Source organism: Mycobacterium sp. 852002-40037_SCH5390672 (assembly GCF_001665875.1).
Classification (GTDB): domain Bacteria; phylum Actinomycetota; class Actinomycetes; order Mycobacteriales; family Mycobacteriaceae; genus Mycobacterium.
In genome coordinates, this window is record NZ_LZTA01000038.1 from 21,709 (window position 1) to 38,499 (window position 16,791).

Sequence of the window (16,791 nt, forward strand, 5' to 3'; positions counted from 1 at the left end):
CCGCCGACCAATCACAAACCTATTCCGACACCCGCGATACCAAGATCAAGTAGGAAGACGAAAAGCCATGGCCGAGTTGACAATCTCCGCTGATGACATCCAGAGCGCCATCGAGGAGTACGTAGGCTCTTTCACGTCCGACACCTCCCGGGAAGAGGTCGGTACCGTCGTCGACGCTGGGGACGGCATCGCGCACGTCGAAGGCTTGCCCTCGGTCATGACCCAGGAACTGCTCGAGTTCCCCGGCGGCGTCCTCGGCGTCGCACTCAACCTCGACGAGCACAGCGTCGGCGCGGTGATCTTGGGTGACTTCGAAAAGATCGAAGAGGGTCAACAAGTCAAGCGCACCGGCGAAGTCTTGTCGGTTCCCGTCGGCGACGGATTCCTGGGGCGCGTCGTGAATCCGCTCGGCCAGCCGATCGACGGCCGCGGCGACATCGAGACCGATATTCGCCGCGCGCTGGAGATTCAGGCGCCGTCGGTGATAAATCGGCAGAGCGTGAGCGAGCCGCTGCAGACCGGTATCAAGGCCATCGACGCGATGACCCCGATCGGTCGCGGCCAGCGGCAGCTGATCATCGGCGACCGCAAGACCGGCAAGACCGCTGTTTGCGTGGACACCATCCTCAACCAGCGGGAGAACTGGGAGAGCGGCGACGAGCGCAAGCAGGTGCGCTGCGTGTACGTGGCCATCGGGCAGAAGGGCACCACGATCGCGTCGGTCCGGCGCACCCTGGACGAGGGCGGCGCGATGGACTACACCACCATCGTCGCGGCTCCGGCATCCGACTCCGCCGGCTTCAAATGGCTTGCGCCGTATACGGGTTCGGCGATCGCCCAGCACTGGATGTACGAAGGCAAGCACGTGCTGATCGTCTTCGACGACCTGAGCAAGCAGGCCGAGGCGTACCGGGCGATCTCGTTGCTGCTGCGCCGCCCGCCCGGTCGCGAGGCGTACCCCGGCGACGTGTTCTACCTGCACTCGCGCCTGTTGGAGCGTTGCGCCAAGCTGTCCGACGAGCTCGGTGGTGGCTCGCTGACCGGATTGCCGATCATCGAGACCAAGGCCAACGACATCTCGGCCTACATTCCGACCAACGTCATCTCGATCACCGACGGGCAGTGCTTCCTGGAGTCCGACCTGTTCAACCAGGGTGTGCGGCCCGCCATCAACGTCGGTGTATCGGTGTCCCGCGTGGGTGGTGCGGCGCAGATCAAGGCCATGAAAGAGGTGGCCGGTTCGCTGCGTCTGGACCTGTCGCAGTACCGCGAATTGGAATCGTTCGCCGCCTTCGCTTCGGACCTGGACGCGACGTCCAAGGCACAGCTGGAACGCGGTGAACGCCTGGTCGAACTGCTGAAGCAACCGCAGCACCAGCCCATGCCGGTTGAGGAGCAGGTGGTTTCGATCTTCCTGGGCACCGGCGGCCACCTGGACTCGGTGCCCGTCGAGGACGTCCGGCGCTTCGAGACCGAGCTGTTGGACCACATGCGGGCTTCCGAAGAGAAGTTCCTGACCGGCGTCCGCGACAGCGGAAAGCTCTCCGAGGAGGGCGAGAACCAGCTCACCGAGATCATCAACAACTTCAAGAAGGGCTTCGCGGCCACCGGCGGTGGATCGGTGGTGCCCGACGAGCATGTCGATGCCCTGGACGAAGCGGATCTGGAAAAGGAATCCGTACAGGTCAAGAAGGACAAGCCCAAGGACAAGAAGGAATCCAAGGATTCCAAGAAGTCCTCGGACAAGGACAAGAAGTAGCTACCGATGGCAGCAACACTTCGCGAATTACGTGGCCGGATTCGTTCGGCAGGGTCGATCAAAAAGATCACCAAGGCCCAGGAAATGATCGCGACATCGCGCATCGGCAAGGCACAGGCCCGGCTGCAATCCGCCCGGCCCTACGCATTCCAGATCACGTCGATGCTCACCACGTTGTCCTCCGAAGCCGCCTTGGACCATCCTTTGCTGGTCGAGCGAGAAGAGCCGAAGCGGGCCGGCGTCCTGGTGGTGTCCTCGGACCGTGGTTTGTGCGGCGCGTACAACTCGAGCATCTTCCGTCGCTCCGAGGAGCTGTTCTCCCTGCTCAGGGAGGAAGGCAAGACGCCAGTCGTCTACACGGTGGGTCGTAAAGCGTTGAACTACTTCAAGTTCCGCAACTGGGACATCACGGAATCGTGGACGGGCTTCTCCGAGCAACCCACGTATGAGAACGCCACGGAGATCGCGTCCACCTTGGTCGAGACTTTCATGGCCGGCGCCGGTGACGACGAGTCACAGGACGACCGGGGCGTCGACGAACTGCACATCGTCTATTCCGAGTTCAAGTCGATGATGTCGCAGGCCGCGGTGGCCCACCGCATCGCCCCGCTGGTCATGGAATACGTCGAGGACACCGACGAACTCCACACCTTGTACTCGTTCGAGCCAGACGCGACAACGCTTTTCGAGGCGCTGCTGCCGCGGTATGTGACGACCCGGGTTTACACGGCGCTACTCGAATCGGCGGCATCGGAACTCGCGTCACGTCAACGAGCGATGAAGTCGGCAACGGACAACGCGGATGACCTGATCAAAGAGCTCACGCTGATGGCGAACCGCGAGCGGCAGGCTCAGATCACCCAAGAGATCAGCGAAATCGTCGGCGGCGCAAACGCGCTGGCCGACGCTAAGTAGCACACGAGGAAGAAGAAAATGACTGCTACTGACGAAAAGACCGACAAGTCCACGAAGTCCGAGACCAGCGGCCGCGTGGTGCGAATCACCGGGCCCGTCGTCGACGTCGAGTTCCCGCGCGGCTCCGTGCCGGAACTGTTCAACGCGCTCAACGCCGAGATCACGTTCGAAGAGCTCGCGAAGACGCTCACGCTCGAGGTCGCGCAGCACCTCGGCGACAACCTGGTTCGCACCATTTCGTTGCAGCCCACCGACGGCCTGGTGCGCGGGGTCGAGGTGACGAACAGCGGCAAGCCGATCTCGGTGCCGGTCGGTGAAGAGGTCAAGGGCCACGTCTTCAACGCGCTGGGCGACTGCCTGGACAAGCCGGGTTACGGAGAAGATTTCGAGCACTGGTCGATTCACCGCAAGCCGCCGCCGTTCGAGGAGCTCGAGCCGCGGACCGAGATGCTCGAGACGGGTCTGAAGGTCGTCGACCTGCTCACCCCGTACGTGCGTGGTGGCAAGATTGCGCTGTTCGGCGGTGCCGGCGTGGGCAAGACGGTGCTGATCCAGGAGATGATCAACCGTATTGCCCGGAACTTCGGTGGTACTTCGGTTTTCGCCGGCGTGGGAGAGCGCACCCGCGAGGGCAACGACCTGTGGGTCGAGCTGAAGGAAGCCGACGTGCTCAAGGACACCGCGCTGGTGTTCGGTCAGATGGACGAGCCGCCCGGCACCCGTATGCGGGTGGCGTTGTCCGCGCTGACCATGGCCGAGTGGTTCCGCGACGAGGCCGGCCAGGACGTGCTGCTGTTCATCGACAACATCTTCCGGTTCACTCAGGCCGGTTCGGAGGTGTCGACGCTGCTCGGTCGTATGCCGTCCGCGGTGGGTTACCAGCCAACGCTGGCCGACGAGATGGGCGAGCTGCAGGAGCGCATCACCTCGACGCGAGGCAAGTCGATCACGTCGATGCAGGCCGTCTATGTGCCTGCCGACGATTACACCGACCCGGCGCCGGCAACGACGTTCGCACACCTGGATGCCACCACGGAATTGTCTCGTAACGTGTTCTCCAAGGGTATCTTCCCCGCGGTGGACCCGCTGGCGTCGAGCTCGACCATCCTGGATCCGAGCGTGGTCGGCGATGACCACTACCGCGTTGCGCAGGAAGTCATCCGAATCTTGCAGCGCTACAAGGACTTGCAGGACATCATCGCGATCCTTGGTATCGACGAGCTCTCGGAAGAGGACAAGCAGCTCGTGCAGCGCGCACGACGCATCGAGCGATTCCTGTCGCAGAACATGATGGCGGCCGAGCAGTTCACCGGCCAGCCGGGTTCGACGGTGCCGCTGAAGGAGACCATCGAGTCGTTCGACCGCCTGACCAAGGGAGATTTCGACCACATCCCCGAGCAGGCGTTCTTCTTGATCGGTGGCCTCGACGACTTGGCTAAGAAAGCCGAAAGCTTTGGCGCCAAACTTGAATCCTGACGCATGAGCGAAAAGGCTCTGAAAGGCTCTGTGGCATGGCGGATTTGAACGTCGAGATAGTCGCCGTCGACCGAAAGATCTGGTCGGGTGAGGCAACGTTTCTGTTCACCCGCACCACCGTCGGTGAGATCGGCATCCTGCCGCGGCACATCCCGCTGGTAGCGCAGTTGGTCGACGACGCAATGGTGCGCGTCGAACGAGATGGCGAAGACGATCTGCGGATCGCGGTGGATGGCGGATTTTTGTCCGTCACCGAGGAATCGGTGACGATCTTGGCCGAATCCGCCGAGTTCGAGTCGGAGATCGACGAGAGCGCCGCCAGAGAGGCTTCGGAGTCGGACGATCCGCGTATCGCCGCCAGAGGGCGCGCAAGATTGCGCGCCGTCGGCGCGATCGACTAACCGCCGATGAGCGCGCCCATGACTGGCATGGTCGTGCTCGTCGTCGTGCTGGCGGGTGCTGTCGTCGCGCTGAGCTATCGGCTGTGGAAACTGCGCCAGGGCGGCACGGCGGGGATCATGCGAGACATTCCCGCGGTGGGAGGCCACGGCTGGCGGCACGGCGTAATCCGTTACCGCGGAGGCGAAGCGGCCTTCTACCGGCTGTCCAGTCTGCGATGGTGGCCGGACCGGCGGCTGAGCCGGCGAGGCGTGGAGATCGTATCCAGGCGGGCGCCACGCGGTGACGAGTTCGACATCATGACCGACGAGATCGTCGTCATCGAGCTGCGCGACACAACCCAGGACCGCCGGTCTGGCTACGAGATCGCCTTTGACAAGGGTGCGTTGACCGCGTTCTTGTCCTGGCTGGAGTCGCGTCCGTCGCCGCGATCCCGCCGGCGCAGCCTCTAGACCGCGTCACCGGTACGCGAGACGAACGGAGCCCCGGCTAACTCCCGGCAGCGTTCTCGCCGGGTTTCCAGCGCACGTCGCCGTCGGGATTGGCCACGCGCGACAGGATGAAGAGCAGATCCGAGAGGCGGTTCAGGTATTTCGCGGGCAGGACGTTGACCTGCCCGGGCGCGGCGTCGACCGCCGCCCATGCCGACCGTTCGGCCCGACGCACCACGGTGCGGGCGACGTGCAGCAACGCCGACAACGGCGAACCACCCGGCAGCACAAACGAATTCAGCTTCGGTAAGGACTCGTTATATGTGTCACACCACTTTTCGAGCCGATCGATGTAGGGCTGGGTGACTCGCAGGGGGGGATATTCGGGGTTTTCGACCACGGGAGTCGACAGATCCGCGCCGGCATCGAACAAATCGTTCTGGATCTGCTGCAACACACCCATGAGCTTCTCGTCGGGCTGACCCACGGCGATGGCGACGCCGATCGCCGAGTTGGCTTCGTCGCAGTCCGCGTAGGCCACCAGCCGGGGGTCGTTCTTGGAGACCCGCGAGAAGTCGCTCAATCCCGTGGTGCCGTCGTCGCCGGTCCGGGTGTAGATGCGAGTCAGGTGTACTGCCATGAGCAAACCGTACTCGGGTGTGTGGGTCGGCCGACTGACAAGCCGATACCGCTTCACTAGACTGACGCGGGTGGCTGAACGATTCGTGGTGACCGGCGGCAACCGCTTGTCAGGCGAAGTCGCAGTAGGCGGGGCAAAAAACAGCGTGCTCAAGCTGATGGCCGCGACGCTGTTGGCCGAAGGCACCAGCACAATCACCAACTGCCCCGACATCCTGGATGTGCCGCTGATGGCGGAGGTGCTGCGCGGCCTGGGCGCAACCGTCGAGCTGGATGGCGATGTCGCCCGAATCACCTCTCCGGATGAGCCGAAATACGATGCCGACTTCGCCGCGGTGCGACAGTTCCGCGCGTCGGTGTGCGTGCTGGGACCGCTGGTCGGCCGGTGCAAGCGCGCCCGGGTCGCGCTGCCGGGTGGTGACGCGATCGGCTCGCGTCCGCTGGACATGCATCAGGCCGGCCTGCGCCAACTGGGGGCGCAATGCAACATCGAGCACGGATGCGTGGTGGCACAAGCCGACACGTTGCGCGGCGCGGAGATTCAATTGGAGTTCCCCTCGGTGGGAGCCACCGAGAACATCCTGATGGCCGCGGTCGTGGCCGAGGGCGTCACCACCATCCACAACGCGGCGCGCGAGCCCGACGTCGTGGATCTGTGCACGATGTTGAACCAGATGGGCGCGCAGGTCGAAGGCGCGGGTTCGCCGACGATGACCATCACCGGCGTCCCGCGGCTGCACCCGACCGAGCATCGCGTGATCGGGGATCGCATCGTCGCCGCCACGTGGGGGATCGCAGCCGCGATCACCCGCGGAGACATCTCGGTGAAGGGCATCGACCCGGCCCACCTGCAGGTGGTGCTGCACAAGTTGCACGACGCCGGCGCCACCGTGACCCAAACCGACGACAGCTTCCGGGTGGCGCAGTACGAGCGCCCGAAGGCCGTCAATGTGGCGACCTTGCCGTTCCCCGGATTCCCCACCGACCTGCAGCCCATGGCGATCGCCCTGGCCTCGATCGCCGACGGCACGTCGATGATCACCGAGAACGTATTCGAGGCGCGCTTTCGGTTCGTTGAGGAAATGATTCGCCTTGGCGCCGACGCCCGGACCGACGGACACCACGCCGTCGTTCGCGGCCTGCCGCAATTGTCGAGCGCACCGGTTTGGTGTTCGGATATCCGGGCCGGCGCCGGCCTGGTGTTGGCCGGCCTTGTCGCCGACGGAGACACCGAGGTTCACGACGTCTTCCACATCGATCGCGGCTACCCGTTGTTCGTGGAAAACCTGGCGATTTTGGGAGCGGAGATCGAGCGGGTACAGTAACCAAAGTCAGTGCCCCACAAGCGCGATCACCAACGCGAAGGTGGACGAAGAGCGGGGCCTTGACTCCCTCGCTGGATTGGTACTAGCCTGGCACGGCTGCTCCCGACACGGTCTCTAGAAGATCAAAACTGGGAGTTGACTTAGCTGCCGGATGTGTATTAAGCTGGCAGGGTTGCCCCAAAACGGGCGAAACAAGTGTTGTTTGAGAACTCAATAGTGTGTTTGGTTTATTTATTTGTTGTTGTTTTTTTGACCATACTTGCACCCCCCGTGTGTGGGTATGGTCGTTTCTAGATGCCAGTTTTTGGTGTCTTTTTGTTAGGTCAGATTTTCTCTGATTGTGAATTCACCTCGTTTTGCGAGGAGTTTTTGTTTGGAGAGTTTGATCCTGGCTCAGGACGAACGCTGGCGGCGTGCTTAACACATGCAAGTCGAACGGAAAGGCCTCTTCGGAGGTACTCGAGTGGCGAACGGGTGAGTAACACGTGGGCAATCTGCCCTGCACTTCGGGATAAGCCTGGGAAACTGGGTCTAATACCGAATAGGACCTTTAGACGCATGTCTTTTGGTGGAAAGCTTTTGCGGTGTGGGATGGGCCCGCGGCCTATCAGCTTGTTGGTGGGGTGATGGCCTACCAAGGCGACGACGGGTAGCCGGCCTGAGAGGGTGTCCGGCCACACTGGGACTGAGATACGGCCCAGACTCCTACGGGAGGCAGCAGTGGGGAATATTGCACAATGGGCGCAAGCCTGATGCAGCGACGCCGCGTGGGGGATGACGGCCTTCGGGTTGTAAACCTCTTTCACCATCGACGAAGGTCCGGGTTTTCTCGGATTGACGGTAGGTGGAGAAGAAGCACCGGCCAACTACGTGCCAGCAGCCGCGGTAATACGTAGGGTGCGAGCGTTGTCCGGAATTACTGGGCGTAAAGAGCTCGTAGGTGGTTTGTCGCGTTGTTCGTGAAATCTCACGGCTTAACTGTGAGCGTGCGGGCGATACGGGCAGACTAGAGTACTGCAGGGGAGACTGGAATTCCTGGTGTAGCGGTGGAATGCGCAGATATCAGGAGGAACACCGGTGGCGAAGGCGGGTCTCTGGGCAGTAACTGACGCTGAGGAGCGAAAGCGTGGGGAGCGAACAGGATTAGATACCCTGGTAGTCCACGCCGTAAACGGTGGGTACTAGGTGTGGGTTTCCTTCCTTGGGATCCGTGCCGTAGCTAACGCATTAAGTACCCCGCCTGGGGAGTACGGCCGCAAGGCTAAAACTCAAAGGAATTGACGGGGGCCCGCACAAGCGGCGGAGCATGTGGATTAATTCGATGCAACGCGAAGAACCTTACCTGGGTTTGACATGCACAGGACGCGTCTAGAGATAGGCGTTCCCTTGTGGCCTGTGTGCAGGTGGTGCATGGCTGTCGTCAGCTCGTGTCGTGAGATGTTGGGTTAAGTCCCGCAACGAGCGCAACCCTTGTCTCATGTTGCCAGCGGGTAATGCCGGGGACTCGTGAGAGACTGCCGGGGTCAACTCGGAGGAAGGTGGGGATGACGTCAAGTCATCATGCCCCTTATGTCCAGGGCTTCACACATGCTACAATGGCCGGTACAAAGGGCTGCGATGCCGCAAGGTTAAGCGAATCCTTTTAAAGCCGGTCTCAGTTCGGATTGGGGTCTGCAACTCGACCCCATGAAGTCGGAGTCGCTAGTAATCGCAGATCAGCAACGCTGCGGTGAATACGTTCCCGGGCCTTGTACACACCGCCCGTCACGTCATGAAAGTCGGTAACACCCGAAGCCAGTGGCCTAACCCTTGGGAGGGAGCTGTCGAAGGTGGGATCGGCGATTGGGACGAAGTCGTAACAAGGTAGCCGTACCGGAAGGTGCGGCTGGATCACCTCCTTTCTAAGGAGCACCACGAAAAGCACTCCAATTGGTGGGGTGCGAGCCGTGAGGGGTTCTCGTCTGTAGTGGACGAAAACCGGGTGCACAACAGCAAATGATTGCCAGACACACTATTGGGCCCTGAGACAACACTCGGTCGAACCGTGTGGAGTCCCTCCATCTTGGTGGTGGGGTGTGGTGTTTGAGTATTGGATAGTGGTTGCGAGCATCTAGATGAACGCGTAGTCCTTCGTGGCTGACGTGTTCATCAAAATGTGTAATTTCTTTTTTTAGTTTTTGTGTGTAAGTAAGTGCTTAAGGGCGCATGGTGGATGCCTTGGCATCGAGAGCCGATGAAGGACGTGGGAGGCTGCGATATGCCTCGGGGAGCTGTCAACCTAGCATTGATCCGAGGATTTCCGAATGGGGAAACCCAGCACGAGTGATGTCGTGTTACCCGCACCTGAATATATAGGGTGCGGGAGGTAACGCGGGGAAGTGAAACATCTCAGTACCCGTAGGAGAAGAAAACAATTGTGATTCCGTCAGTAGTGGCGAGCGAACGCGGAACAGGCTAAACCGCACGCATGTATAACCGGGTAGGGGTTGTGTGCGCGGTGTTGTGGGAGTGATATGTCTCAGCCCTACCTGGCTGAGGGGTAGTCAGAAAGTGTCGTGGTTAGCAGAAATGGCCTGGGATGGCCTGCCGTAGACGGTGAGAGCCCGGTACGCGAAAACCCGTCACCTACCTTGTATCAGTTCCCGAGTAGCAGCGGGCCCGTGGAATCTGCTGTGAATCTGCCGGGACCACCCGGTAAGCCTAAATACTTCTCGATGACCGATAGCGGATTAGTACCGTGAGGGAATGGTGAAAAGTACCCCGGGAGGGGAGTGAAATAGTACCTGAAACCGTGTGCCTACAATCCGTCAGAGCCTCCTCGTGGGGTGATGGCGTGCCTTTTGAAGAATGAGCCTGCGAGTCAGGGACACGTCGCGAGGTTAACCCGTGCGGGGTAGCCGCAGCGAAAGCGAGTCTGAATAGGGCGCATCCCCTTTGGGGTGTAGTGGCGTGTTCTGGACCCGAAGCGGAGTGATCTACCCATGGCCAGGGTGAAGCGCGGGTAAGACCGCGTGGAGGCCCGAACCCACTTAGGTTGAAGACTGAGGGGATGAGCTGTGGGTAGGGGTGAAAGGCCAATCAAACTCCGTGATAGCTGGTTCTCCCCGAAATGCATTTAGGTGCAGCGTTGCGTGGTTCACCACGGAGGTAGAGCTACTGGATGGCCGATGGGCCCTACTAGGTTACTGACGTCAGCCAAACTCCGAATGCCGTGGTGTAAAGCGTGGCAGTGAGACGGCGGGGGATAAGCTCCGTACGTCGAAAGGGAAACAGCCCAGATCGCCGGCTAAGGCCCCTAAGCGTGTGCTAAGTGGAAAAGGATGTGCAGTCGCAGAGACAACCAGGAGGTTGGCTTAGAAGCAGCCACCCTTGAAAGAGTGCGTAATAGCTCACTGGTCAAGTGATTGTGCGCCGATAATGTAGCGGGGCTCAAGCACACCGCCGAAGCCGCGGCACATTCACCGTACGGTGGATGTGGGTAGGGGAGCGTCCCTCATTCAGAGAAGCCATTGGGTGACCGGTGGTGGAGGATGGGGGAGTGAGAATGCAGGCATGAGTAGCGATAAGGCAAGTGAGAACCTTGCCCGCCGTAAGACCAAGGGTTCCTGGGCCAGGCCAGTCCGCCCAGGGTGAGTCGGGACCTAAGGCGAGGCCGACAGGCGTAGTCGATGGACAACGGGTTGATATTCCCGTACCCGTGTATAGGCGTCCCTGACGAATCCATTCTGCTAACCACCCAAATGGTGGTCTATCAATCCCTTCGGGGTGCGAGGGCCGCCGGCTGCGTGGGACCCGGATGGGTAGTAGTCAAGCGATGGGGTGACGCAGGAAGGTAGCCGTACCAGTCAGTGGTAATACTGGGGCAAACCTGTAGGGAGAGCGATAGGCAAATCCGTCGCTCATTAATCCCGAGAGGTGATGCATAGCCGATTGAGGCGAATTCGGTAATCCTCTGCTGCCAAGAAAAGCCTCTAGCGAGCACATACACGGCCCGTACCCCAAACCAACACAGGTGGTCAGGTAGAGAATACCAAGGCGTACGAGATAACTATGGTTAAGGAACTCGGCAAAATGCCCCCGTAACTTCGGGAGAAGGGGGGCCGGAATACCGTGAACACCCTTGCGGTGGGAGCGGGATTCGGCCGCAGAAACTAGTGGGTAGCGACTGTTTACTAAAAACACAGGTCCGTGCGAAGTCGCAAGACGATGTATACGGACTGACGCCTGCCCGGTGCTGGAAGGTTAAGAGGACCCGTTAACCGTAAGGTGAAGCGGAGAATTTAAGCCCCAGTAAACGGCGGTGGTAACTATAACCATCCTAAGGTAGCGAAATTCCTTGTCGGGTAAGTTCCGACCTGCACGAATGGCGTAACGACTTCCCAACTGTCTCAACCATAGACTCGGCGAAATTGCACTACGAGTAAAGATGCTCGTTACGCGCGGCAGGACGAAAAGACCCCGGGACCTTCACTACAACTTGGTATTGGTGTTCGGTACGGTTTGTGTAGGATAGGTGGGAGACTGTGAAATACAGACGCCAGTTTGTATGGAGTCGTTGTTGAAATACCACTCTGATCGTATTGGATACCTAACGTCGAACCGTATATCCGGTTCACGGACAGTGCCTGGTGGGTAGTTTAACTGGGGCGGTTGCCTCCTAAAATGTAACGGAGGCGCCCAAAGGTTCCCTCAACCTGGACGGCAATCAGGTGTTGAGTGTAAGTGCACAAGGGAGCTTGACTGCGAGACTTACAAGTCAAGCAGGGACGAAAGTCGGGACTAGTGATCCGGCACCTCTGAGTGGAAGGGGTGTCGCTCAACGGATAAAAGGTACCCCGGGGATAACAGGCTGATCTTCCCCAAGAGTCCATATCGACGGGATGGTTTGGCACCTCGATGTCGGCTCGTCGCATCCTGGGGCTGGAGCAGGTCCCAAGGGTTGGGCTGTTCGCCCATTAAAGCGGCACGCGAGCTGGGTTTAGAACGTCGTGAGACAGTTCGGTCTCTATCCGCCGCGCGCGTCAGAAACTTGAGGAAACCTGTCCCTAGTACGAGAGGACCGGGACGGACGAACCTCTGGTATACCAGTTGTCCCACCAGGGGCACGGCTGGATAGCCACGTTCGGACAGGATAACCGCTGAAAGCATCTAAGCGGGAAACCTTCTCCAAGATCAGGTTTCTCACCCTTTTAGAGGGATAAGGCCCCCCGCAGACCACGGGTTCGATAGGCCAGACCTGGAAGCCCAGTAATGGGTGCAGGGAACTGGCACTAACCGGCCGAAAACTTACTAATACACAATCGCAACCACAGTCCATTTCTGCGGCTATTTGTCGCGGAAAGCTTTGACACCGCACCCCCCACCAAACTAATTTAAATAGAGTTACGGCGGCCACAGCGACAGGGAAACGCCCGGTCCCATTCCGAACCCGGAAGCTAAGCCTGTCAGCGCCAATGATACTGCCCCTACGGGTGGAAAAGTAGGACACCGCCGAACATACACAAAAACACCCCCGGCAACGGGGGTGTTTTTGCATGCGCAAATAAATGTGTGTTTCTTAATCGAATAACGTCCAATCTGCATTGACCGCCGTGCGTTTGCGCTCCATATCGAGAAGCGTTCGCTTTCGGTCCAGTCCGCCGCCGTAGCCGGTGAGGCTTCCGTTGGCGCCGATGACCCGGTGGCACGGGACGACGATCGCGATCGGGTTGTGCCCGTTGGCCAAGCCCACCGCGCGTGCGGAACCGATGGCTCCGATTTGGGCGGCGATCTGTCCGTACGAGCGCGTCTCTCCGTACGGAATTGTCAGCAGCGCCTTCCACACCCGTCGCTGAAATTCCGAACCGTGCAGATCGAACTCGATGTCGAAGTCGATGCGTTCGCCGGCGAAATACGCGGTGAGCTGCTCGACTGCCGCGCCGAATGCCCGAGGATTCTGCGTCCAGCCGTTGCGGCTCGGTTCGTAGGTCTGGTCGACCATTCGTAGATTCGTCAGCACCGAGCCGCGACCGGCCAGGGTCAGCAGTCCGATCGGGCTGTCGATGGTGCGGTACTCGATCATGCGACCTCCTGCGGCGGCCAATGGTTTACCGGATGCTCGAGAGTGGTCCAAAGGTATTGGGTGGCATAGGAACGCCAGGGCCGCCACCGCGCACTGTGCGCGATAAGGGACCGTTCGTCGGGCGGCAAGCCCAGCTGTTTGGCGGCCAGGCGCAAGCCCAGATCGCTGGCGGGAAACGCGTCGGGATCGCCGAGGCCGCGCATCGCAATCACCTCCGCGGTCCAAGGGCCCACCCCGGGCAACGCGAGTAATTGCGCTCGAGCGCTTTCCCAGTCGCACCCGGCGCTCAGCACGACATTTCCGTCGGCGAGGCCGGCGACCAGCGCGGTGAGTGTCCGTCGGCGCGTTACGGGCACCGCCAAATGGATGGGATCGATTTCTGCCAGCTGCTCAACCGACGGGAAGGTATGGGTCAAGGTTCCCGCGGGATCGTTGATCGGCTGTCCGTAGGCCGCAACGAGGCGGCCCGCATGGGTGCTCGCCGCCTTGGTGGACACCTGCTGGCCCAGCACCGCGCGCACCGCGAGTTCGGCCTCGTCGACCGTGCGCGGAATCCGCTGCCCGGGCGCCTTGGCTACTACGGCGCAGAACTCCGCGTCGCCGCTCAGCGCCTCGTCCACCGCTTCCGGGTCGGCATCGAGGTCCAGCAGCCGCCGGCAGCGCGCGATAGCCGTTGTCAGATCGCGGAAGTCGTCGAGCACGAGAACGCAACGGACGTGATCCACGGCGGGCGTCAGGGCGACGATCGCGTTGCCGAACGGCAGTCGCAGAGTGCGCCGGTAAGCACCATCGCGAACCTCCTCGCAACCGGGCACCGTGCCCGCCGCCAGGTGACCGAAGACACCGGCGTAGCCGAAGGGTGTGCGTACCGGGAGTCGAAGGCACACGGTGCCAGGCGAATTCGGGCCCGATGCGGAGCGCGTCGCCGCGCGCTTGCGCAGCGCGCTCGGAGTGTTCTCGAACACCGAGCGCACGGTGTCGTTGAACTGACGGATGCTGGAAAAGCCGGCGGCGAATGCGACGTCGCCGAACGGCAGGTCCGTGGTCTCGATCAGCACCCGGGCGGTCTGCGCCCGTTGCGCGCGGGCCAGGGCGAGCGGGCCGGCCCCGACCTCTGCCTGCAAGAGCCGCTCGAGCTGTCGGGTGGTGTATCCGAGGCGGGCGGCCAGGCCGCCGACACCTTCACGATCCACCGTGCCGTCGGCGATCAGCCGCATCGTTCGCGCCACGACGTCACCCCGCACGTTCCATTCCGGAGACCCCGGGGACGCGTCGGGGCGGCACCGCTTGCACGCGCGAAAGCCGGCGCGCTGAGCGGCTGCCGCGGTCGGATAAAACCGCACGTTACGTGCGAACGGGGGCCGCACCGGGCAGCTGGGTCGGCAATAGATCCGAGTGGTCAGCACCGCGGTGACGAACCAGCCGTCGAACCGGGCGTCCTTGGACTGGACGGCGCGGTAGCAGCGTTCGAAATCGTCGTGCACGGTTCCAGGCTTACACCCGCCCACCGACAAAACTGGCGGGAAAGCGACATCTACGTGAGATGCACCCGGAACGACCGATCAACCCTTTCCGCGGTTCACCATCCGATGCGCCTTTCTGGTCCATTCGAGATATTTCCTGCGCTCGATGGTATTAACTGTGACCCAACTCACCGGCTCTGGCGATATGACCCCGACGGGGTGAGCGAGTTCGGGGAAAGGCGAACCGATGACGCGGCTGGCGACGTGGTGGGGGCAAGATGACCATTTCGATTGGCTGACAGGCTATTTGCAAGCCCACGGGCTCAGCACGAGCACCCGCAGGGTGTTAGCCGTTGTGGCGGCATCATTGGTGTTGGTTCCGGTCAACGTGTTCTACGGGCCCGTCCCGTTGTATCCACGTGTGGCGCTGACGGTTTCGGTCGTAGCCGCCGTCCTGGGGCTGGGCATGACGGCGCTGTGGTTGAGCGGGTGGCCCACTCGACGCCAGTCCGTGTTCTACATCATGACCGGTGCCATATCAATTGGTGGCGGTTGTCTGTGGCAGCCTCAGTCACTCGTCGGGCTGATGTCATGCTCTGCGCTGTCGGTCACCGGTGGCTATATCGCGTTCTTCCACACGGCGCGGCTCATGGCGCTGAATTTCTTCCTGGCCAGCGCGATCGGGGCCTGGCAGGCGGTGCGGCTGGCCGCTACCGGGCAGACCGTGCTGGCCTTCACGGGTTACTTTCTGGTCCTAGAACTCAACGTGGTCGTGCCGCTTGCCATCCAGGTCGTAGTGCGCGCGCTGTGGATGGATCTCTTGCGCGCCAACCGCGATCCGCTGACCGGGCTGTTGAATCGAAGAGCCTGCGACCGGGCCATAGTGGGCCGGATGCTGGCGGGTGCCCGTCACATGTTTCTGGCGGTGGCCATGGTTGATCTGGACCGCTTCAAAGAGCTCAACGACAGTCGCGGACACGCTGCCGGCGATGAGGCGCTCATCGCGGTGGCGGGTACCTTGACCACTGCATGCGGAGAGACCGCCGTCGTCGGTCGCGTCGGCGGGGAGGAATTCCTGGTCGCGGACATCGTGACGACCGAACAGCTGCCGGAGTGGGGTCGACAGCTCTGTGACGCCGTGGCCGGGGTGGACGCATCCGTGACCGCCAGCGTCGGAATCGCGAGCCTGGCGTTGAGCAGCGTGGTCTCGGACTATGCCGAGCACGCGTTTCACCAGTTGGTCGCCCACGCCGACACCGCAATGTACGAAGCCAAGCGGTGTGGGGGTAACCAAATCCGCCACCACCAGATCGCGGCCTGAGTCGATACCCGAATTCCCCGCGTGGCACATCGGCCGGTGGGAGGCGCATGTTGCGTTCAGGTGATCCGGGTCTTCGTTTCGTGGTGCTCTACCGCGGCGGCCGCCGCGATGAAGTCGCGTGCCGAGCGAGACAACGGTCGACTGGAATTCCAGATCATGCCGACATCGCGGTAGGCGTCAGCGTCGGCCAGGCGCAGCACTCGCACTCCCGGTGCGTACTCGCTGCCGTCGACGGGAACCAGGCTGATGCCCAGCCCCTCGGCGACCAAGCCGGTGGCTGTGGTGAGAGTCGGCGCTTCCAAGCCGATTCGGGGCCGAAACTGTGCCGCGGCACAGAGTTCGTCGAGGAGTCGGCGCATGCCGAATCCGCGGTGCATGGTCACGAAGCGCTCGTCGGCCAGATCGATCGTGGACACCTCCGCAACGTGTGAAAATCGGTGATCCTGCGGGACGGCGATACCGAGTCGTTGGCGAAACAGGCTGCGCCAGGCCAGCGTTGGCTTACGCGGCCGTGGCGACACCACTCCGATGTCGACGACGCCGGATTGCACACGATCGCCGATCGATTCGGCGGCCCCCTCCTCGAGCGTGAATGTCACTCGCGGAGACGATTCCCCGAATCTCGCGATCAAACGCGGCACCACCGTTGACCCGAAAGAACTCAGGAAGGCCAACCGGATCTCGCTGACGGCCGGATTTGTCAGGTCGTCGATCGCGCGCCTGGCCGAATCAAGCTCCAACTGGGCGCGCCGGGCATGCTCGTAGAAGATCCGGCCGTACGTGTTGAGGGCAAGCCGCCTGCCGCGACGGTCGAACAGCGACACTCCCACGTGCTGTTCCAGACGAGCCAGCATCCGGGTCAGCGTCGGCTGGGCGATGTGAAGTTGCTGGGCCGCCGATGTGACATGTTGCAACTCGGCGAGTGTGATGAACCACTCGTAGTCGCCCTCAGCCATGCCGCCACCTCTGCTTATGTGATTATTGCATCATAATCCGTGGGAT

Annotated in this window: 11 protein-coding genes and 3 rRNA genes; 10 read left to right on the top strand and 4 right to left on the bottom strand. The window is 61.5% G+C overall.

The annotated features are described in order from the left end of the window. The first annotated feature begins 67 nt into the window (after positions 1-67). From atpA to A5782_RS05570, 5 genes are read left to right on the top strand one after another with little or no spacing between them, the layout of a single operon-like run. Entirely contained in the window at positions 68-1,759 is a 1,692-nt protein-coding gene (gene atpA, locus A5782_RS05550; RefSeq protein WP_067096291.1) for a F0F1 ATP synthase subunit alpha, read from the top strand. Positions 1,760-1,765: 6 nt separating this feature from the next. Continuing rightward, entirely contained in the window at positions 1,766-2,674 is a 909-nt protein-coding gene (locus A5782_RS05555) for a F0F1 ATP synthase subunit gamma (protein WP_067096294.1), read from the top strand. Between the two features lie 18 nt (positions 2,675-2,692). Then, positions 2,693-4,150: a F0F1 ATP synthase subunit beta gene (gene atpD / locus A5782_RS05560; protein WP_067096297.1), complete on the top strand. Its 1,458-nt coding sequence runs from the start codon at positions 2,693-2,695 to the stop codon at positions 4,148-4,150. A 35-nt stretch (positions 4,151-4,185) separates the two neighbouring features. Further along, entirely contained in the window at positions 4,186-4,551 is a 366-nt protein-coding gene (locus A5782_RS05565) for a F0F1 ATP synthase subunit epsilon (RefSeq protein ID WP_067096299.1), read from the top strand. A 6-nt stretch (positions 4,552-4,557) separates the two neighbouring features. Continuing rightward, complete coding sequence (locus tag A5782_RS05570) at positions 4,558-5,001, top strand: DUF2550 domain-containing protein (RefSeq protein WP_067096300.1); 444 nt, start codon at positions 4,558-4,560, stop codon at positions 4,999-5,001. A 37-nt stretch (positions 5,002-5,038) separates the two neighbouring features. Here the strand turns inward: A5782_RS05570 and A5782_RS05575 are convergent, their stop codons facing one another. Beyond that, positions 5,039-5,620, bottom strand: a complete 582-nt coding sequence (locus A5782_RS05575; protein ID WP_067096964.1) for a cob(I)yrinic acid a,c-diamide adenosyltransferase — start codon at positions 5,618-5,620, stop codon at positions 5,039-5,041. Between the two features lie 70 nt (positions 5,621-5,690). Between A5782_RS05575 and murA the strand changes: the two genes are divergently transcribed. The 4 genes from murA (at position 5,691) to rrf (ending at position 12,440) form a co-directional block, all read left to right on the top strand. Further along, positions 5,691-6,944, top strand: coding sequence for a UDP-N-acetylglucosamine 1-carboxyvinyltransferase (gene murA / locus A5782_RS05580; protein WP_067096302.1), 1,254 nt, complete (start codon positions 5,691-5,693; stop codon positions 6,942-6,944). 370 nt (positions 6,945-7,314) lie between these two features. Beyond that, a 16S ribosomal RNA gene (locus tag A5782_RS05585) occupies positions 7,315-8,845 on the top strand. A gap of 284 nt (positions 8,846-9,129) precedes the next feature. Then, positions 9,130-12,238, top strand: a 23S ribosomal RNA gene (locus tag A5782_RS05590). Between the two features lie 89 nt (positions 12,239-12,327). After that, positions 12,328-12,440: ribosomal RNA gene (rrf, locus tag A5782_RS05595) — 5S ribosomal RNA — on the top strand. The 16S, 23S and 5S rRNA genes sit together here, the layout of an rRNA operon. A gap of 61 nt (positions 12,441-12,501) precedes the next feature. Here the strand turns inward: rrf and A5782_RS05600 are convergent. Together A5782_RS05600 and A5782_RS05605 are read right to left on the bottom strand one after the other, a co-directional pair. Then, positions 12,502-13,005, bottom strand: coding sequence for a methylated-DNA--[protein]-cysteine S-methyltransferase (locus A5782_RS05600; protein ID WP_067096305.1), 504 nt, complete (start codon positions 13,003-13,005; stop codon positions 12,502-12,504). Further along, positions 13,002-14,489, bottom strand: coding sequence for a DNA-3-methyladenine glycosylase 2 family protein (locus tag A5782_RS05605; RefSeq protein WP_067096307.1), 1,488 nt, complete (start codon positions 14,487-14,489; stop codon positions 13,002-13,004). The genes A5782_RS05600 and A5782_RS05605 overlap by 4 nt, the downstream gene beginning before the upstream one ends. Positions 14,490-14,715: 226 nt before the next feature. Between A5782_RS05605 and A5782_RS05610 the strand changes: the two genes are divergently transcribed. Further along, a complete protein-coding gene (locus A5782_RS05610) occupies positions 14,716-15,789 on the top strand; it encodes a GGDEF domain-containing protein (protein WP_067096310.1) in 1,074 nt (357 codons plus the stop codon). A 56-nt stretch (positions 15,790-15,845) separates the two neighbouring features. Here A5782_RS05610 and A5782_RS05615 read toward each other — a convergent pair whose 3' ends face one another. Continuing rightward, entirely contained in the window at positions 15,846-16,745 is a 900-nt protein-coding gene (locus A5782_RS05615; protein ID WP_067096313.1) for a LysR family transcriptional regulator, read from the bottom strand. Between the last annotated feature and the right edge of the window lie 46 nt (positions 16,746-16,791).